The following is a 20,905-nucleotide window of genomic DNA, read 5'->3' as shown; positions in this document are numbered from 1 at the left end:
CCCCTGGGGAGGGGCTCTTTGGAGCCTGATCGAGGAGAGGGGGGAGTCCGGCTAGCGGTCGTGCTTGCCGCGCTTCACTGTGACGGTGAACGCCGCCCACGTGTCCCGGGCGAACGTGAGGTGGCCGGCGTCTGGGTTCTTGCTGTCCCGTACGCCGACGCTTGTTGCCAGGTCGGCGACTTCGACACAGTCGCCACCGTTGTTGCCGCTTCGGCTGCTCTTGCGCCATGCGGCATCGTTCAGGTTCATCGGGCCCACGCTTTCGGGCGTCGTCGGCTACGTCTAGGTCAAGTCTAGTGCGAGCGCTGTCATGAGCACCGCCGACCGGTCCGGGCTGTGCATTATGGCCCGCAAGTGGTCAAACGTGACCACGTGCCGGTCGGGGAGCGGGGGCCGCTTAGCGGTCGTGCTGGCCCTGCTTCACTGCGACGGTGAATGCTGCCCACGTGTCCGGGGTGAACGTGAGGTGGCCTGCGCCCGGGTTCTTGCTGTCTCTTACGCCGATGCCCGTTGCGAGGTCGGCGACCTCGACACACTCGCCGCCGTTGTTGCTCCGACGGCTCTTGCGCCACACAGTGTGGGACAGGTCAGCGTCTGCAACGTCCGCGTGCCTCGTCCGGTCCATTGTCCTGCCTCATAGTTCGTCTGCTGCTCGGGTCAGCAGGGCTCGGGATTCGTCCGGGTCGAGAGCTTTCGCGACCAGGTGCTCATGTATGAGCTTATAGCGCCGTACCTGATGTTCCTCCTCAAGATAGAGGCTGCCGGTCTGGTTCTCCAGGTACCCCACATCTGGGTCGAATGCCTCCGGGAACCCCAGGATGGTGAACGATCCGTCCATGGCGGGGTGTGCGCCCGCGCGAAACGGGAGCACTTGAATGCTGATGTGAGGCAGGTCGGTCATGTCCGCGACGTGGTGCAGTTGCTCGCGCATCGTCTCGGTGCTGCCGACGACACGGCGGATCACGGCCTCGTTGAGGATGGCCCACAGCTCTATCGGACTGTCGTCCGCCAACCGCTCCTGTCGCGCCGTCCGTACGGCGATCTTGCGAGCGATCTCTTCTTCGTTGCCGGCGGCAGGCGCCGCCCCCAGGAATGCGCGGTGGTAGCTCTCGGTCTGAAGTAGTCCGGGGATCAGTTCGGCTGCATATGTGCGGATGGATGCCGCACCGCTCTCCAGGCCGACGAAGAACTGGAACCAGTCCGGCACTGCCTTGCCGTACGAGTGCCACCAGCCGCGCTGTCTCGTCTCACGGGCGAGCGTGAGGAGAACCTCGCGCTTCGCGTCGTCCACCGCATAGATGTCGAGCAGGACCCGCAGGTCAGTGGGACGGATTTTGCGATCTCCGGTCTCCCATCGACTGATCGTCGACGAGCCGAAGTCCCCCTCGGCCCGTTCGGCCACTTGATCGATGGTCAGTCCGCACTGCTCCCGTAGTCGCCTCAACTCGTATCGGAGTCGACGCGCACGGACGGTGGGCCCGGGACGACTGGACATTGCTCTCCTTTCGGGAAGTTGCCAGTGGGAACTTGCCAAATACAGTGTCCCACCCGCAAGGTTGGCGGAGGTCAGCATGCCAGCATCACGGACGGTGTGCAGGCGGACACGGACATGTGCGCGTGATCTCGGCGCGACCAGACCACGGTGGGTGATCAAGGGTGACACTTGAAGCTCCGGCGACGAACGACCGCACGCACATGGACGCATACTTCGATCCACTGGCGAGGCCGCTGCACGGGAATCTCGACGGCCTGCGGATCACCTGCGATAACTCGCAGGTGTGCGGCCAGACCACCTGGTGGGTGGCATGAGCATGGATGCCACACCCGGTCTCCCCGCAGTGCGCGAAGACGGCGGAGTGATCTTCGGCGTGCTGAACATCGCGCCCGACCGTCATGAGGTCCCGCGTGCGCGTAAGTGGATCGCCGACGTGGTCGCTGCGAGGATCGCGCATCCTCTGTCCATAGCGGCCGATGCGGTCGACGACCTGCTGTTGTGCGCGTCAGAGGTGATCACGAACGCGGTGCTGCACGGGGACGGCGCGATCACGATCGTGTTGGTCCGTCGACCCAACTCGGTGCGCGTCGAGGTCATCGATGCCGGAACCGCGTCGGCCGAGGGGTTGTCTCACGTCCGCGATGACGTCCCCCTGGACGCCACGTCCGGGCGGGGGCTGATGATCGTCGAAGCGCTCGCGGATACCTGGGGCACGCGCGCGGACGACGCCGGCCGGACGGTGTGGTTCGAGGTCGAGTTCTGATGTCGGCGCACACACGGGCGGCATCGACCGTGATCACCTGCGACGGCGATCAGTGCGCTGCTGAGTTCGTCCGTCGAGACGGGGACGGCGGGCTGTGGACGTTCTTCGCGCTTCGGCTGCTCGCCCGCGCCATGCACCGGTGGGACACCGCCCCCGATCACATCGCGCGTGTCGCCGACAGCGACGACTTCTGTCCGCGCCATGGCCGCCGTCCAAGAACCGGCTGCCGCCCCTAAGACGCTACGGGCGGGCTGGCGGCCCCCCATGCCCCGGGCCTCCATCCCGGGCAGGGCCCGCCCGTAGCCCCGGGGCCTGCCCGCGCAACTCCCCATGCCGCTGGCAGTGCCCTGGGAAGAGGCCCCCGCCCCTGCACCCCCTGTGGGGGCGGGGGCCGCCAAGCTCAACGCGGCCAGAGAGTACTGGCCTCTGCCGGGAGGCTTCGAGACGAGCATGGTGGAGGCCGTTCTCCGCACCGGTTGACCGATGACGGTCAGAGCGTTCCGAACAGATCTTCGCGATGCCCTGACCGCCTATACGGTGGCGGGATGACGCGAAGGGTGTGTGGATGAGGCCGACGCTTGCCGCCGAGGAGGTCCGGCAGAACATCACGCAGTACCTCACCACGACGTTCGCGCTGGCCGACGACGATGTGCGCGATGGGCTGGAGAAGTTCCTCAACCATCGCGAGCAGGGCATCTTCCGCGGCCCCTTCCTCCGCATCCGGACGCCGTTCCGGAAGGCCGAGGATGGGTGGCGCGAACTGCTGGAGTGGGCCCCGTCCACCTTCCGTTCGCCGTACCGGCACCAGGTGCGGGCCTTCGAGCGCCTCAGCACGTTCAACGGCGACGCCGAGCCGACGCTGATCACCACGGGGACGGGGTCGGGCAAGACCGAGTCGTTCCTGATCCCGGTGCTCGACCACTGCCGCAGGCAGCGCAGGCAGGGCCGGACCGGCGTCAAGGCGATCCTCCTGTACCCGATGAACGCCCTGGCCACCGACCAGGCGAAGCGGATCAACGACTACCTCCAGAAGCCCGGTTTGGAGGAGGTGAGCGCGGGGCTCTACATCGGCGACACCCCCGATACCGGGTACCCGCGCGTGGCGACGAACCGGAAGGAGATCCGGCGGCTGCGGCCGGACATCCTGATCACCAACTACAAGATGCTCGACCTCCTCCTCCAGCGCTCCGGCGACCTCCCCCTCTGGGACGGCGCCGACATCGCGCATGTGGTGGTCGACGAGTTCCACACCTACGACGGCGCGCAGGGCACCGACGTGGCGATGCTCCTCCGCCGGCTCGCGGCGGCGACCGGGCACAGCGAGCCCGGACGTCCGCTCGGCCGGATCTGCCCGGTCGCGACCAGCGCGACGCTGGGGGAGGGCGGTGACGGCGCCGCCATCCGCAGGGTCGCCGAGACCGTCTTCGGGACGCCGTTCCCGGCCGAGTCGGTGATCGGCGAGGACCGGCTGTCTCCCGAGGAGTTCATCGGGGACGAGGACATCGACTACACGCTGCCCCTGCCCCACCCGCAGGAGCTGTCGAGCATCCCCGACCCGCACGGCGACGCCGGCGCCATGGCCCAGATCATGGAGGCGGTCGTCGGGCGCGGCGACCTCACCAGGCAGGAACTCGGCCGGGAGCTCCGCCGGCACATCCTCACCAGCGCCGTCCTGAAGGTCCTCGGCGGCGAACCGCATACCTTCGAGGAGATCCTCGAACTCCTGCCGCTCAGGGGCGCCTACAGCTGGGGCAAGGTCGTCCGGCTCACGCCCGCCCACGCCGCGGCGGCGCTGGCGCGGTTCGTGGCGCTGCTGTCGGAGGCCCGCGACCCCGACACCGCCTCGAACCCGGACGCGGACGAGCGTCCGCTGCTGCACGTCGAGACGCACCTGTGGGTGCGGTCGGTGTCCCGGCTGCTGCGCGTGGTCGGACCCCGGCCCGGCTTCGGCTGGTCGGGGGAGGCGCCGCCGCCGCTGGACGCCGAGACGACGCTGGCGGGCGCGGGCCGGGAGATGCTGCCCGCGATGTACTGCCGGCACTGCGGACGGTCCGGCTGGGCCGCGATCTCCCCGGAGCAGGACCCGCAGGACCTCGTCACCGATCCGATCCGGATCTACCGGGCGGGCATCGCCGACAAGCGGCTCGTGCGCCCCCTGATCACCGCTACGGAGAGCGAGGTCGAGGCGCAGGCCGCCGGGAAGCCCGGCCCGAACGTCGCGGTGCTGACCGACAACGGGCACCGCGTCCGCCCGCTGGACCCGTCGGTGGACCTGGCCCGGTCGAAGAAGAGCGACTTCCGCGACGTCTTCGTCCTCACCGACCTCAGCCACACCAAGGACGGCTACCGGCACGCCAAGAACGACCGGTGCCCCGCCTGCAACATGGACCAGGGGACGCGCTTCCTCGGCTCCGGGCTGGCGGCGCTGGCCTCGGTGTCGGTCACCGAGCTGTTCACCGGCGGGCAGCTCGCCGGGAGGCAGCGCAAGACCCTGCTGTTCAACGACTCGGTGCAGGACGCCGCGCACCGGGCCGGGTTCGTCGCCAACCGGTCGTACGGCTTCTCGCTGCGGCTGCTGCTTGCGTCCCAGCTCGACGACTCCGACGGGCCCAAGCCGCTGCACGAGCTGATCTCCGACACCGTGAAGGAGGCCAGCGACCCGGTCTACCTTCCCTCGGTGGTGCCGCCCGACCTGCACGACCGCGAGGACGTCGACGCGCTGCTCGCCGGTGAGAGCGAGGGCTCGGCCAAGACCTGGAACCTGATCGGGGAGCGGCTGGCGTTCGCCGCCGTCATGGAGTTCGGGCTGCGGTCCCGTCAGGGCCGCACCCTGGAGCTGACCCGCACCGTCGCGGCCGAGGTCGCCGTCGAGGACATCCACCATGTCGCGGTCCTCGCCCGCGACCTGCACATCAGCGGACCCGCCGCGCTCACCGCGCTGCCCGACCACGAGCGGTACGTCGCGTACGTGCGGGGCCTGCTCGAACGCATGCGGATGCGCGGCGCGGTCAAGCACCACTGGCTCGACCCGTGGATCGGCGGGGCCGGGACCAAGCGCTACATGACCATCTGGGGCAGGCGCCCCGACGGGCTGCCCGCGTTCCCGAGGGGACTGCCCGCTCCGCGCTTCGTCCTCGGGGCGCGCAAGACCGGCAGCGAGTTCGACGCCATCACCGGGCGGCAGGGCTGGTTCCAGGACTGGACGGCCCGCTGCCTCGGGCTCGACTCCGACCACGCCACGCACTACCTCGGACGGCTGCTGGAGCTGCTCACCGACGAGGACGTGATCGCGCGCCGCACCGCGGCTGACGGCGCCACCGCCGTGTACGGGCTGCTGCCCGGCCACATCCAGGTGCGGAGGCTCGGCGACCGGATCGTCGAGGAGTCCGGGGTCCGCTGCCCCGTCTGCAACTGGAAGCAGACCGTCCACCCGGCACGGATACAGGAATGGGCGCAGGCTCCATGCCCGCGCTACCGGTGCACCGGACACCTTGAGGCGTGCGTCGACGACCGCTACGAGCGCGACTACTACCGGCGCCTCTACCGCAGCGGCGAACCGTTCAGCGTCATCACCGCCGAGCACACCGGCGCGCTCACCCGGCAGCAGCGCGAGACCGTCGAGCGGCAGTTCCGCGGCCACCGCTACAGCGATCCGAACGTGCTGGCCTGCACCCCCACCCTGGAACTCGGCATCGACATCGGTGAGCTGTCCGCCGTGGTCCTCGCCTCGCTGCCCCGTTCGCCCGCCAACTACGTGCAGCGGGTGGGGCGCGCCGGACGCAAGACGGGCAACGCGTTCGTACTGACCCTCATCGGCCGCAAGCCCCGCGACCGCTACTACCTGGCCGACCCCACCGACATGATCGCGGGCGACATCGTCCCGCCGGGCTGCTACCTGTCCGCGGTGGAGATCCTGCAACGCCAGTACTTCGCGCACCTGGTCGACCTCGCCGCCCGCGAGCGCTTCCACGGCGTGCCGGCGATGCCCGGGACCGCGTCGGCGCTGTTCGGCGAGTCCGGCTGGCTGGCCGCGTTCACAGGCGCCGCGCTCGCCGGGGGCGCCGAACGCGCGCAGGCCTTCCTCGCGCTGTTCGCCCTCGGTGACGCCGAGACCGGTGTCACCGAAGAGGCCGCCGAGCGGCTCCGCGCGTTCGCCGCCGCCGGGATCGAGGAGGCCGTCGCGCGGGCCCGGAGGATCTGGGACGACCGCCTCGCCGACCTGCACGCGCGGATCGAAGTGATCGACGCGGCGATCGCCGCGATGATCGATTCCGACCAGCAGCAGCGCGGGCGCCGCAGCGAGCTGCGCGCCGAGCGCCGGGCCGTGCAGACCCGCATCGGGGAGATCGGCCGCGAATCCGCCCACAACGCTCTGATCGAGCTCGGTCTGCTGCCGAACTACTCGCTCATCGACTCCGCCACCGCCCTGGAGGCCACCCTCACCTGGGAGGAACGCGCCGACGACGAGCCCGGCGCCGCTCCCGGCGAGCCGCAGGCGGCCGGACGGGGTGACCGGCCGCGCGCCGACCGGCGCCGTCACAGCGAGATCCGCGAATACAAGCGGTCGGCGTCGATCGCCCTCACCGAGCTCGCCCCGGGAAACCACTTCTACATCCGCGGCTACCGGCACGAGATCACCGGGCTCGACATCGGGGCGCGGGGCCGGCACAGCTTCTCCAAATGGCGCGTGTGCCAGGACTGCGGATACGTCCGCACCACCACGGCGGAGGAGGACCACAGCCCCTGCCCGCGCTGCGGCAACGAGAGGATCGGCGACCGCAGCGGCCTGCACACCGTCCTGATCCCGACCCGCGTCACCGCCCACGACCTGCGCGACGACGCCCGCATCCGGGACGACCACGACGACCGGCAGCGCGCCTACTACGAGACCGCCGTCGCCGTCGACATCCCCCGCGAGGAGATCGCCGCCGGCGCGTGGCGGCACGCCACCCGCACCTTCGGCGTCGACTTCACCCGCCGCGCGGTCGTCCGCCGCTTCAACCTCGGGCTGCTGCGGATGGACCGGCCGCCCGGCGACCCGTTCGCCGGCGACCTGCGGCGCCTCAACCCGTTCCACGTCTGCACGTCCTGCGGCGGCGCCGCCACCGGCGGGCCGCCCCCCTCCGCTCAGCAGCTCGGCGGAGAGACGACGTCCGGATACGACGCCTCGCACAGCCACCACCGGCCGTGGTGCCCGCAGCGGCGCGGCGGCGACGTCGAGCACGAGCCGCTGATCACCGCGCACGAGCTGCACACCGAGGCGCTGCGGATCCTGGTCCCGGTCGCCACCACGATGATTCCCGAACGGACCGTCACCTTCCAGGCGGCGCTCATGGCGGGCGTGGCCGCCAAGTACGGCGGCGACCCCGCGCACCTGCGCACCGTCACCGCGACCATGCCCGACCACCTGCACCACAGCGGGCACCGGCGGCGCTTCCTGGTGCTGCACGACACCCTCCCCGGCGGCACCGGCTATCTGCACCGCATGTCCACCGAGGAGGGGTTCCGCGAGGTCCTGGAGAAGGCCCGCGACCTCGTGGCCAACTGTCCGTGCGGCAACGAGGAGGGCAAGGCGGCCTGCCACCGCTGCCTGCTGTCGCACGTCCCGGGCGACGAGTTCGACCTGGCCGACCGCGGCCTGGCCGTCGAGATGCTCGACGAGCTCCTGGACGACTGGTCGACCGCCCCGGTCGCCAGCACCGACGACATCTCCCTCGTCAACCAGGTCGAGAGCGAGCTGGAGGCGCGCTTCCTCCAGGCCCTCATCGCCTGGGCGGGCAAACCCGGGACCGGACGCGCCTTCGGCTCCGGCCCCCGCCTCAACGACCGCCGCACCGCCGACCTGCGCATCGCCGCCCGCGACGAGGTCGTGCACTGGCAGGTCATCTTGCAGAACACCATCAAGGGCACTCGGCCCGACGTGTACTTCAAGCGGCTCGACGGGGCCCCGCTGGAGGTCGCCGTCTACCTGGACGGCTACAACTACCACGCCGCCCCGCGCGCCAACCGCCTCGCCGGCGACGCCGCCAAACGCGCCCGGCTCCGCGCCCACGGCCGTGTCGTCTTCCAACTCACCTGGGACGACGTCGCGCACTGGGAGAGCGGCAAGTTTCCCGAGTCGCCCGCCTGGACCCCATACCAGGCCAACGCGCAACGCAAGGCCAAGGCCCACCTCCGGCAGGGCGACCCCGACGAGCTGGCCGCGCTGATCTGGGCCAACCCGATCCAGACCCTGCTGGCCTTCCTGTCCGACCCCGACTGCGACCGGTGGCGGCACCGCGCCGAAGCCGCCGTCGCGGGGCTGGTCATGCCCGGCGCCGCCGTCCGGCAGGCGGGGCCCGACCGCGTCGGCGACGTGCTCACGGCCGCGCTGCGCGGCGACCCCCTCCCCACCCCGCCGACGGGCGGACTGGCGCTCATTCGCGCTGAGGACGCGAGCGGCTGCCCCGTCACCGTCGTCGTGGACGGCCGCACCAAGACGTGGAGCGGCTTCACCGTCATCGACGACCGCGCCGCCACCATCGACGTCGACGAGAACGCGCACCGCCGCCGCTGGCACGGCTGGCTCTACTGGGGCAACCTGCTCCAGTTCCTCTCCTACGGCGAGGGCGACGGCGGCCAGCTCGCCCACACCGACCTGGACGACTTCGACCCGTCCGCGCTCGCCATCACCGGCGGCGTCGGGCTGCTCACCTCGCTCAGCGGGCTGCCCCTGGACGAGGAGGACCTTCCCCCGGGAGGCGAGGCGTCCCAGCCGGGTCAGGGCTCCGCCACGCGGCACGACACCGAGCCCCCGACCCCGGAGCCCGAGCCTGAACCGCATCCGCAGGCAGCGGCGCCCGCCGGACCGTCCACCCGGACCCGGGCGGACGACGCACCGGCGGCGGACGCCGCCTGGGGGCAGGTGCTCGACCTGCTCGATCCCGACGAGCCGGGCCTGGCGGAGCTCGCCCGCGGCGTGATGGCCCGCGGCGTGCCGGCCCCCGAGGTCGGCTACGAGCTCGGCGAGGGCGCCTGGCAGGCCGAGCTGGCATGGCCGCAGGTCAAGGTCGCGGTCGTGCTGGCCGGCAACGACCAGGAGGCGACCGACCGCTACCGCGCCTACGCCACGGCGGGCTGGGACACCCGCTCGGCGAACCGGTGGAGCATCACGGAACTGGCCGAGTGCATCGAGACGGGGACGACATGAGCATGCAGGGCGGGGCCACGTTGCGGATGCTGTACAAGGCGGAGAAGGAGGCCAAGAAGCTGCCCCGCGCCGTGAAGGGCGCGATCTACGACTTCCAGCACAAGTTCCGCAAGGACCCCCATGCGCCCGGCCTGCGGTTCAAGCAGCTCCAGGGCCACCAGCGGCTCTACTCCGCCCGCATCAACGCCGAGTATCGCGCGCTGCTCCTGCACGCCGGCGACCGCGACTACGTCCTGGTCGCCGTCAAGCACCGCAAGGACGTCTACGACAACCTCGACCGGTACCAGTACACGATCAACGAGGTCACCGGGGCCATCGAGTTCGTCGACCTGGTCAGCGTCGAGGAGAACGTCTCGGCGCCCCGGCCGCCCGCCCCGGTCCCGCTGCGGCCCCCCGCGCCCGAACCCGCCGTACCAGCACCGTTCTTCGCCGCGTTCACCCGCGAGCAGCTCCTCGACCTCGGCGTCGCCGCCCCGCTGCTCCCGCTGATCAGGAAGATCGGCACGGAAGAGGAACTGCTCGGGCTCGTCGAGTTCGCGCCCGCGCTCACCCAGGAGGTGCTGCTGGAGCTGTACGCCGGCACGACCTTCGACGAGGTCCTCGAACAGATCACCCGGCCCGTCGCGGCCGACGACGACGTCGACACCGGCGACTACGCCACCGCGCTGACCCGTCCGGCCACCCAGGTCACCACCGAGGACACCGACCTCCAGGCCGTGCTGGAGGACGACTTCGGCCAGTGGAAGATCTATCTGCACCCGACCCAGCGCAAGCTGGTCGAGCGGGAACAGAAGGGATCGGCCCGGGTGAGCGGCGGCCCTGGAACCGGCAAGACGATCGTGGCCCTGTACCGGGTCAAGCACCTGGTCGACCGGCTGCCCCCGGGCGACACCAAGCCGGTGTTGCTGACCACGTTCAACAAGAACCTCGCCGCCGACCTGCGCAAGCGGCTCCTGGAGCTCGGCGGCGCCGAGACCGCCGCCCGGGTCGAGATCGTCAACATCGACAAGCTCGCCGCCGACGTCGTCGCGCGTGCCGAGCCTGGCGTCAAGCGCCGCTGGATCGACGACAACAAGGCGATCCAGGAGTGGAACGCCATGCTGCGGGAGTTGGACGAGGAGACCACCTGGGACGCCGAGTTCCTGCACGCCGAGTGGACCCACGTCATCCTCGGCATGGAGGGCGGCTCGCGCACCGACTACTTCCGGGCCCGCAGGGCCGGCCGCGGCCGCAGTATCGGCCGCGCCCAGCGGGCCGAGATCTGGCGGCTGGTCGAGAAGTTCAGGCTGCGGCTGGACGAGCGGAACCTGTGGACTTACCGGCAGGTCGCCGAGCGCGCCGCCCGCCTCGAAGAGCAGCGCGCCGCGCGGATCGTCAAGCACCGGGCCGACGGCCTCAACATCCACCGGGAGGACGCCTCGGTCGCCCGGATGCGCCCGCGCTACGAGCACATCGTCGTCGACGAGGCGCAGGACCTGGCCGCCGCGCACTGGCGGATGCTGCGCGCGATGGTGCCGGACGGGCCCAACGACATCTTCCTCGTCGGCGACGTCCACCAGCGCCTCTACAACAACTACGTCTCGCTCGGCAGCCTCGGTATCAACATCCGCGGGCGCCGCTCGGCGCGGCTGACGCTGAGCTACCGCACCACCCACGAGATCCTCGGCTCGGCGGTCCGACTGCTCGGCGAGGAGTCCTGGGACGACCTCGACGACGAGTCCGGCGAACTGACCGGATACCGCTCGCTGCTGCGCGGTGCCCGGCCCGCCCTCCGCTCCGCACCGACGTGGGGCGCCGAGCTGGACCTCATCGCCGGGCACGTGGCGGAGCTGATCGAGGAGACCGGCTCGTCCAGTCCGTCCATCGCGATCGGCGTCCCGGAGCGGCACATGGTCGACGAGGTGCAGTCGCGCCTCGCCACGGCCGGGATCAGTGCCGCCGCCATCGGCCCCGACGGGCCCAAGCTGGACGACGTCGTGCACATCGGCACCATGCACCGCTTCAAGGGGCTGGAGTACCAGCACATGATCATCGCCGGGGTCGCCGACGGGCTCGTCCCGCACGCCCAGGCAGGGCAGCGGGAGCGGACCGACCCGGCGGCCCACCGCCGCGAGCTCCAGCGCGCCCGCTCCCTGCTTTTCGTCGCCGCCACCCGCGCCCGGGACTCGCTGCTGATCTCCTGGCACGGCACGCCGAGCCCCTTTCTTCCCCGATCCTGACAAAACGGTGCAGAGCGGTGTCAGATGGCGCGACACTGTGAAGGGATCGTCGTTCGCAGCGCTGGGGACGGGGGCGGGGCACGGTGGGCATCGGGGATCGGTACGAGCGGCGGGCGCCGCTCGCCGTCGGCGGCATGGGCGAGATCTGGGAGGGCACCGACACCCGGCTCAACCGGAACGTGGCCATCAAGCTCGTCCGGCCCGTCGCGAACGGGGACCCGGCCGACGCCCGGCGCCGCTTCTACCGGGAGGCGCGCGTCCTCGCCCGGCTGCGGCACCCGGGAGTCCCCGTCCTGTACGACTTCGGGCAGCTGGGCGACGGTGACCTGTTCATCGTCATGGAGCTGGTCGCGGACGCGGTGAGCCTGCGCGACCTGATCGCCGAACGCGGCGCCGACACCCTCCCCGTGCCGTGGGTGGCCGCGATCGGCGCCCAGCTGTGCGCGGCGCTGGCCGCGGCGCACCGGGCCGGCCTGATCCACCGCGACCTCACTCCGTCCAATGTCGTCCTGGCGCCCGACACCACCGTGAAGATCCTCGATTTCGGCGTGGCGACCGCGCTGGAGTACGCCGAGTTCTCCGAGATCACCCGTCCCGGCGACATCCCGGGGTCCCTGCTCTACGCGGCCCCCGAACTCGATGGCCACACCAAGGCCGGCGTCGGCGGTGACCTGTACTCGGTCGGGTGCATCCTCTACGAGCTCCTCACGGGACGGCGCGTCTTCCAGGACGAGTCGCCGGTGGAGGAGATCGCCCGCCATCGTGAGGAGGACGCCCTGACCCCGGCATTCGTCCGCGACGACGTCCCCGAGCCGGTCGAACGGCTCGTCCTCACCCTGCTCGCCAAGGACCCCGCCGACCGTCCGGCGGGCGCCGGGCGGGTCTTCGCCGCGCTCCTGCCGTACGTCCGCGACCTCCCGCCGCTGCCCGGCTTCCACACCCTCGCGGGGACGGACCCCGTCCACATGTACGCGCGGGCGGTCGCCGCCCTACCGGGCTGACAGGACCCGTCCGCCCGCTGCTTCGCCCGCCGTTCGGCAACCTGCTCCCAGCGCCGACGGCCACATTCTAATGCTGTGAATTCGATCAACACGTATTTCGATGATTGATTGCATGTGTGACCTTGTCCGGATATGGTGCTGATCACGCGACCCGCCGTGGGTCATATCGGCGGGAGCCCCCCGCACTCGGAGGTGGCGATGAGCCGTGGCTGTTGCACGGCACACGAAGGGCCGGTGCCGCTCGGGCACCTGGCGGACCTGGAGGGCGGCACCGGCCTGACCGGCCTCGCCGACACCGCGCTCACCATGATCACCGCGGCGGAACTGCGCGCCGTCCTGCACACCTGCCCACCCAAGATCCGGCGCGAGCTGCTGCGCCAGGTCAAGATCCCCGACGCGAAGCGGATCTCGCCCACCACCGCGCAGGCGATGCTGCTCATCCTCCGGAACGGAGCCTCGCAGCGGCGCGACGCACTGCGCGGCATCCTCACCAGCGTGATCGTCCACGGCTTCGGCAACACCGAGGCCCTGGACGCCGCCGACTGCGCCGCGCTGCTGCACACCGCCACCGCCGAGGACGCCCTCGCACGGGCGGGCTCGCTGTCGGCCTGCCTGCGCTGGGAGTGCCCGACCTCGATCCGCCGCTGGTGCCTGGCCACGGTCATCGAGCTGGACCTGCCGCTCGCCCCCGTCGCGCTTGCGCTGCTGGTGACAGACACAGCGGAACCGGGTGGCCTGGCGGGCGCGGTCGAACCCGCCTGGGTGGCCCTGCGCGTCCGCCACCCCGCACTCCCCACAACACCCATCGGCGCCGCCGAACTGTGCGAACTCGCCCGCCGCCTCCCGACGAACGAGGACAACGTGACCACCACCGACCCGTCCGGCGTCGCGGCCGGCGACGTCCCGGCAGCGCCCGACCTCGCCTCCGCCCTCGCCGAGCTGAGGATCCGGTTCCCCGACGCCGCCGACGCCGCCGGCCGGGTCGCCGACGGCCTGCGCGCCGAACGCCGTCCCGACGATGACGACCTCGCCCGGATCCGCGAGACGGTCGCGGCGTTCGACCGGGCCCGCGCCCAGGCCGAGACGATCGATCCCGGCGAGCGCCCGGCTGCCGATCTGGCCGCGCTCGCGGGGGCTCTGGAGACCGTCCGCGAAGCCGACCGGCGGGCGGCCCGGCTGCTCGCGCTCACCGGCGTCGAGGGCCCCGAGAGCATGGCGGCGATCCTCTCCGAGGTGCGAGACGCCGCGCGGAACGGAGAGACCGAGGGCCTGGACGTCCTCGCCGAGCTGATCGAGGTCATGGGCGCACCCGACGGGCTCCCCCGTGCGCTCGAACTCGCCGAGCGGGCCGGGGAGCGGCTTCCGGTCCGGTGGCGCCCGCTCGTCAACGTCGCGTTCACCGGTCGGCTCAAGCTCGGCATCCCCCCGGAGGACGAGACCGGCCCCGCGGACGGCTCCGAGCCGCCACCCCCGCCTCCCGAACCGAAACCGACCCCGCCCCCGGCCCCCGTCCAGGAAGCGGCTGGCGATGATGACCAGGACGACGACCTGGCCGACCTGGACGTGATGCTCGACGAGTCGTTCCCCGCGGCCCCGCTCACGGACACGCCCGCGACCACGACGCTCCCCGAGCGCGCCACGAAGGCCGACGCGCCCGCGCCGCTGCAGGCGGTGGCGACCGAGGCGCCCAAGCCCGTGCCGAGTGGTGCCGCGAGGCCCACGGCCTCCGCCCCGGACATCGCGGACGCCGAGGCGGCGGCCCTGCGGGCGGGACGCTTCGGACTGGCGGGCAGGCTCCGCACCGCCGCCGGACGGCCCGAGGTCGAGGAACGCGCCCGCCGATGCGCGGCGCTGGCAGGGAAGATGGTCACCTTCGCCGGGCCGCTGTCCGCGGAGTTCTCCGAGGTGGCCCGGCCCCTGAACGCCAAGGTGCTCGCCGACGATCTGCCGGGCGGCCTGCTGGCCTGGGCGGCGGCGGTCCGCGCGAGCCTGGTGCACCCCACCCCCGAGTCCACCAGGCTCCTGGAGGAACTCACCGTCCGCGTGTCGGGCTCCGCGGAATTGGCCGAATGCGGAGCGGCGTTCATTCGTGCCGCACGCAACGGCGCCTACCTCGGGCCCGGACTGGCCGGCCGGATCCGCGGCTCGGCCGAGGCGGCGATGGTCCGCAGGAAGGCCGTGAGCGAGGCGTCCCGCCTGCTGGAGGAGGGACAGCACCGCAAGACCAAGTACCAGTTCGCCACCGAGGTGTGGAAGGCGCTGGTGCAGGAGGAGGGCCCGATCGGCGGCCTGCTGGTGATCGCGATGCGCGACGACCCGGCCGAGGTGGACGCCGTCGTGGAGGAGAGCATGCTCCTGCGCTCCGGCGACGCGATCGACCGGCTGATCGATGAGACCTCGACGCGGATCACCGTCCGCCGCAAGAACAAGAGCAAGAAGATCATCGCCGGTGCGCGCGCCCAGCTGGTCAAGAAGGTGGAGAGCGCGCTGGAGACCGTCGGCCGCTGGGCCGTCGCGGTCAAGGAGGCGGGCGCCGGCGGCATCGACGTCGGCGCGCAGGACTGGAGGCTCGGGCCGCTCGGCCAGCTCCAGGACGCGGTCGGCGACCGCCGCGCGGCGATCGACGCCGCGCTCGGCGGGCTGGCCACCGGGTCCGACCCCGTACTCGCCGCCGCGGTGGACGCGGCCCGCGCGCTGCTCGGCCAAGCGCTCGACCTACTCGACGGCGCGTCCCTCGGCACGCCCGAGCCGCCCGTCGCCCACGTGCTCAACCGGCATCTGCTGCTGGCCGAGGGCGTCACCCTCGATCCCGTCACCTACGAGCCCGCCGGCGGCCTCACCGCCGAGCAGCTCGTCCCGGTCGCACGCGCCGCCTCCGACGACTGGACCGCCGCGTTCGAGCACCGGGCGGCACGGCTCGACCACGAAGGCACCCGCGCCGTGATCGCCGTCCTCGAACGGGAGGATCCGAAGGCCGCCGCGGACCTGCGCGAACGCCGCGACAAGTATGTCCGGGCCGCTCGTCAGGCCCGCGACGCGCGGATCGAGGAGATCCGCGACCGGATCGCGGAACGGGTGCGCGACGGCGTGCTCACCGAGGACCAGGTCCGGGGCGCGGAGGAGACTCTCCGATCGCTCTCGGGCGACCGGCTCGACTTCGACCGCGTCGACCGGGCGCTGGACGACCTGGCGAGCCTGCTGAGCGGACACCGCCGGGCCCACATCGAGGAGGAACGGGCCAGAGTGGCCGCGCTGGCCGCCGAGAACCCGCGGATCGAGGCGGTCATCGACCGTGTGACCAGCCGGATCGACGCGGGCGACCTCATTACCGCCCGCGAGTTCGTAGCCCAGATCGAGGCGGGCAACCCGCTGCCGGAGGTGGCCGCCGACATCGGCCACCTGGAGCGGTTCTACCCCGCCTTCCCCAGTGCCTTCGCCGACTTCGCCATCCGCGCCGGCAACCGGGCGCGCAAGCAGGACACCCCCGAGATCCTCACCGAGCTGATGAAGGCGTTGGAAGGGGGCCGTGACGTCACCGACCCCGACCTGTCGGCACTGCTGAGCGGGGCCCTCATCAAGATCCCCGCGCTGCGGAACGCCCGCCGCGAGGAGGCGCGGGAGGGACTGCGGCAGTGGAAGGCCTGCGGCCTCGGGTCCAAGACCGCCGGGAACCTGCGCACCGCGACCACCGCGATCCTCAGGATGATCGGACTGGAGGGAGAGCAGCACGACGGGGCCCGGGAGCAGCACCGCGTCTGGATCGACCTGGTGGGCGACCACCGGGTGGGCGAGACACCGCTGCCGGCCTTCGGGACCAGGATGAGCCCCTCGGGCGACCGGCTCCGGCTGGTGCTGGTGTGGCGGCGGCCCGGCCCCCAGCAGCTGATCGAGCTGCTCAAGGGGCAGCCCGAGGACCAGACCATCCTCGTTTGCTACTTCGGCGTCCTGTCGGCGGGCGAACGCCAGCAACTCGCCGCCGCCGCACGGCGCCGCACGGCGCCCGTCGTCGCCGTGCTCGACGACGCGGCGATCGGATATCTGGCCTGTATGCCGGAGGCCGACTGGTCCGCCGCGGTCGCGCTCACCGCGCCCTTCACCGCGACCAACCCGTACGCGCCCGTCGGCGACGTGCCCGCCGAGATGTTCTACGGCCGCGACGACCAGCTCCGCGAGGTCACCGGGCGCAGCGGCTCCTCGTTCGTCTACGGTGGCCGCCAGCTCGGCAAGTCGGCGCTGCTGCGCAAGGCGCAGCGCGACATCCAGCGGAGCGACCCGGGCCGGACGGTGATCCTGGAGAACATCCAGACCGTCGGGAAGGTGGCCACCCGGCTGGAGGCCTTGTGGTCCAAGCTGGCCGACAAGCTCGCGCAGGCCGGCGTGATACCGGCCGGCATCGTGCAGCGCGACCAGGTGCGGGAGGCGGTCCGGGCGTGGGCTCGCGAGGACCCGCGCCGCCAGCTGCTGATCCTGCTGGACGAGGCCGACCAGTTCCTCAACCAGGACGCCAAGGACGGGTTCGAGAACGTCACCGCCCTGCGCGACCTGATGAGCGAGACCGATCGCCGGGTCAAGGTCGTGTTCGCCGGCCTCCACCAGACCGCCCGGTTCGAGAGCCTGCCGAACCAGCCGCTCGCCCACCTCGGCCAGCCCGTCGCGGTCGGGCCGCTGGACCCGCAGAATGCCTTCGACCTGCTGGTCCGGCCCCTGGCCGCACTCGGGTTCAGATTCCCCGAGACGCTGGCCGCCCGGGTGATCGCCGAGGCCAACAACGCCCCCGCGCTGGTCCAGCTCTTCGCCGCGGAGCTGCTGACCCGGCTGCGCCGGAACCCGCTCACCATGCGGACCCTCCCGTACGAGATCACCCGTGACGACGTCGAGGCCGTCTGGCGCGACAAGACCCTCGTCCGGGGGTTCCGCGACCGTTTCGAATGGACCCTCAACCTGGACAAGCGCTACAAGGTCATCGCCTACACGGTGGCCCTGCACGCGCTCGCCGCCGGCGCCGACGAGACGCTCAGCGTCGGAGAGCTCTGGGAGCAGTGCCTGAACGGGTGGGCGACCGGATTCGCGAACTGCCCCAGCGACGACTTCCGCGGCCTGCTCGACGAATGCGTCAACCTCGGCGTCCTCGGCCTGGACCGCGACCGGTACCGGCTCCGCACTCCGCACATCCTGAACCTCCTCGGCGGCATCGACGACGTCCAGAAGGTCCTGGACAACGCCGACGAGTTCGAGCTTCCCGACCGGTTCGACGCAGGCTCGTACCGCGGCGTCTACCGCGACGGTCCCGAGCGGTCGCCGCTCAGCAGCGCGCAGCTCGCCCGGCTGGCCCGCCCCCAGAACTCCGTCTACGTCGTGGCAGGGTCCCCGGCCCTGCACGCCGACCGCGTGCACATTGCGATCGAGGCCGAGCAGACCGAACGGCCGAACCTGAAGGTCCACCGGGTCGCGCGCGACGTCCAGACGTTCGAGGGCGCCCTCCTCCATGCCCGCCGGAACGGGCACACCGTGATCGTGGTCGACGAGGACCGGAACACGCACCACTTCTCCCGCCGGCTCGCCGAGGCGGGCAAGGCCGTCACCGAGCACACCGGAGGCACCCTCGCCGTCGTCCTGGTCACCACCGCCCGGCTGGCCCCCGAGTGGGTGAAGGCGGCGGAGCTGGACTCGGTGGAGCTGCTCCAGCTCCGCCGATTCGAGGCCCCCGCCATCCGCCAGTGGATGTCGGAGGACTCCCAGGGATTCCCCGACGAGGCGGGCCAGGACGCGCTGCTCGCCCGCACGGGTGGCTGGCCGACGCTGATCGGCCAGGTCGTGCACCGGCTCGCCGAGCACGGCGGGAACCGGGACCAGGCCCTCGACCACTGCCGCGACCAGCTGCTCGGGGCGCCCGCCGAGTTCGTCCGGTCCACCGGGGTCCTCGCCGATGCCGCCCTGGCCGCCGCCTGGCGGGTGCTGGTCGACGAGGACGACGCGGACACCCCCGACAACCTCGCGGTCCTCCTCGACATGCACGCGGAGGACTCCGCCGCCGAACTCGCCCCGTCGTCGCTGGAGGCGCTGGGCTACGCCAGCACCGCCGACCTCGTCGAGGCCCTGCGGATGCTCGGCGCGCTGGTACCGGACGAGGGCAGGATGGCGTGCGAGCCGGTGCTCGCCGAGGCGACCCGCCACATGGCGAAGACCCTGTGACCGGCGGCGACCGGGCGGCTCTCACTCCCGTCCTGGTGGCCGTCGCCGAAGTCGTGCGCTCCCGGCCCGGCGCCGCGAACCTCCCGGGCACCCCCGAGACCCTGGCGCGAGAGCAGGCCCCGTTCCTGCTGCGGGCCATGCTCCGGTCCCGGGGACTGCGAATCCGCGCGGCGACGGTTCTGGAGGACACACGGCCGGCGGAACGGACGCGGACGCTCGCCGCTCTCCTCCTGCACGAGGACGACGCCGTGGCCCGAGCGGCCCAGACGACCCTCGTCCCCGGCACCGTCCCGCCACGGGACCGGGCGGCGGAGAGGGCGGAGCGAACGATCGCCGACCTCAAGAAGCGGCTCAGCACCGCACAGGGGCGGCTGGAGTACGCCCGGAAGGACACCCGCGACGCGCTCCGGCTGCTGAACGACACCAGAGCGGCCATGACCGACCTGGAGGAGCGCGCCGGGCAGATCACCGAGCAGCTGGGCATCGCCGAGCGCAGGTTGCAGGAGCCGCGGGCCGCGGCCTCCGCACTGCTCAGGGCGCTGGAGCAGCCCCCGGTCCCGGAGGATGACGCGGCGGCCCGGGACCCGCACAACCTCGTCCCGGCGCCCGGGCACAACGAGCACCTGCTCGCCTCCGCTCGGGCGGCCGGCCTGCCCCCGGCCGAGATCCTGCGCATCCTGCGCGCCGTTGTCGAACCGGCGCCCCGGGCCAGGGTCACCGCCGAACTGGAGCTCAGGGTCACCCCGCTCGGCGGCGGGACTGAGATCGGCGGGTCCTGCCTGCTGATCGAGGCGGGCGGCACCAGGATCCTCGTCGACGCGGGCCTCCGGCCGGGGGAGCGGTCCCTGCCGCCCCCAGGCATCGGACGCGCCCTGGACGGCCCGCTGCACGGCGTCGTGATCACCCACGCGCACAACGACCACTGCGGCTACGTGCCCGCCCTGACGGCGCTCCGCCCCGACCTGCGGGTTCTCGCCACCGCCGAGACTGTGCGGATCATGCCGGTGATGTGGAGCGACACCGCCAAGATCATGCGGCAACGGACGCGGCAGGCGGCCCGATGGGGCGGCGACGTCACCGCCGCGTACGAGCCGCTGGAGGTCGGCGCGGCCGCCCGGCGGTGCGAGGAGATCCCGTTCGGAGTCCCGCGCCGTATCGGCGAGATGACTATCGAACTCTTCCCCGCGGGGCACATCCTCGGGGCGGCCGGGGTGGTGGTCCGGGCGGGAGACCACCGGGTCGTCATCACCGGCGACATCTCCGGATTCCGGCAGGAGACCGTCGACGGCCACGCTGTTCCGGAATCGGCGCGGGAGGCCGACCTGCTGGTCCTCGAGACGACCTGCTGTGGCGAGACCCACGACGACCGGGACGTACGGGTGGGCGACCTCGTCCGATCCGTTCAGGAGGTCTGCCAGGGAGGCGGCCGGGTCCTCATCCCCGCGTTCGCCCTGGGCAGGGCACAGGAGGTCGCCCTCCTGATGCGCCGCCACCTCCCGGATGTGCCGGTGCGCGTCGACGGGATGGCGGTGGACCTCAGCACTGTGTTCGAGACGGTGACCGCCGGCGGTCCCCGCCCTCTGACGGTCTTCGGCGGTGCCGTCGCCGTCGCCGATCGTCCGACCGAGCTGGACACCTTCCGCACCGGTGTCGTCATCACCACCTCGGGGATGCTGAACGGCGGGCCCGCCGTCCAATGGGCCTCGCGCATCCTGCCCGAGCGCGGAAGCGCCCTGTTCATCTCCGGCTACCAGGACGAGGAGTCGCCCGGCGCGGCCTTGAGCCGCCTCGGTAAGGAGGGCGGCGAGTTCACCCTCATGGACCGGGATCGGGAGGTCGACGTCCCGGTCCGGGCCAGGGTCGAATCGATGCGCCTCTCCGCCCACGCCGACCGCCGCGGCCTGCTCGACATCGCCGACGAGGTCGGCGCGCGCCAGGTGATGCTGGTCCACGGTCTGCCCCGGCGGCAGCGCAGGTTCCGCGAGGTCCTGCGCGTCCGTGATCACCGGACCGCGGAGACCGCCCTCTGGCGCTCACCGTGAGCGT

9 protein-coding genes are annotated in these 20,905 nt (G+C 72.0%); 6 read left to right on the top strand and 3 right to left on the bottom strand.

Going from position 1 to position 20,905, the window contains the following annotated elements:
* Positions 1-51: 51 nt before the first annotated feature.
* The 3 genes from OHA34_RS09460 to OHA34_RS09450 all read right to left on the bottom strand — a co-directional run bounded on the left by OHA34_RS09460 (position 52) and on the right by OHA34_RS09450 (position 1,495).
* Complete coding sequence (locus OHA34_RS09460) at positions 52-249, bottom strand: DUF397 domain-containing protein (RefSeq protein ID WP_329521373.1); 198 nt, start codon at positions 247-249, stop codon at positions 52-54.
* Between the two features lie 148 nt (positions 250-397).
* A complete protein-coding gene (locus OHA34_RS09455; RefSeq protein WP_329521372.1) occupies positions 398-625 on the bottom strand; it encodes a DUF397 domain-containing protein in 228 nt (75 codons plus the stop codon).
* A gap of 9 nt (positions 626-634) precedes the next feature.
* Positions 635-1,495, bottom strand: a complete 861-nt coding sequence (locus tag OHA34_RS09450) for a helix-turn-helix domain-containing protein (RefSeq protein ID WP_329521371.1) — start codon at positions 1,493-1,495, stop codon at positions 635-637.
* A gap of 310 nt (positions 1,496-1,805) precedes the next feature.
* Here OHA34_RS09450 and OHA34_RS09445 point away from each other — a divergent pair, with 310 nt between their 5' ends.
* From OHA34_RS09445 to OHA34_RS09420, 6 genes are all read left to right on the top strand, one after another.
* A complete protein-coding gene (locus OHA34_RS09445; RefSeq protein WP_329521370.1) occupies positions 1,806-2,258 on the top strand; it encodes an ATP-binding protein in 453 nt (150 codons plus the stop codon).
* A 565-nt stretch (positions 2,259-2,823) separates the two neighbouring features.
* Positions 2,824-9,447, top strand: a complete 6,624-nt coding sequence (locus OHA34_RS09440) for a DEAD/DEAH box helicase (protein WP_329521369.1) — start codon at positions 2,824-2,826, stop codon at positions 9,445-9,447.
* Positions 9,444-11,666: a UvrD-helicase domain-containing protein gene (locus tag OHA34_RS09435; protein WP_329521368.1), complete on the top strand. Its 2,223-nt coding sequence runs from the start codon at positions 9,444-9,446 to the stop codon at positions 11,664-11,666. Before OHA34_RS09440 ends, OHA34_RS09435 begins: the two co-directional genes overlap by 4 nt.
* A gap of 83 nt (positions 11,667-11,749) precedes the next feature.
* Positions 11,750-12,667: a serine/threonine-protein kinase gene (locus OHA34_RS09430; protein ID WP_329521367.1), complete on the top strand. Its 918-nt coding sequence runs from the start codon at positions 11,750-11,752 to the stop codon at positions 12,665-12,667.
* A 234-nt stretch (positions 12,668-12,901) separates the two neighbouring features.
* On the top strand, positions 12,902-18,859 hold the full coding sequence (locus tag OHA34_RS09425) for a hypothetical protein (protein WP_329521366.1): 5,958 nt from the start codon (positions 12,902-12,904) through the stop codon (positions 18,857-18,859).
* Positions 18,856-20,901, top strand: a complete 2,046-nt coding sequence (locus OHA34_RS09420; protein WP_285940704.1) for an MBL fold metallo-hydrolase — start codon at positions 18,856-18,858, stop codon at positions 20,899-20,901. The genes OHA34_RS09425 and OHA34_RS09420 overlap by 4 nt, the downstream gene beginning before the upstream one ends.
* Positions 20,902-20,905: the final 4 nt, after the last annotated feature.

Source organism: Spirillospora sp. NBC_01491 (assembly GCF_036227065.1).
Taxonomy (GTDB): domain Bacteria; phylum Actinomycetota; class Actinomycetes; order Streptosporangiales; family Streptosporangiaceae; genus Spirillospora; species Spirillospora xylanilytica.
Note: the sequence above shows the minus strand (reverse complement) of the source record. Positions and strands in the feature narration are given on the sequence as shown.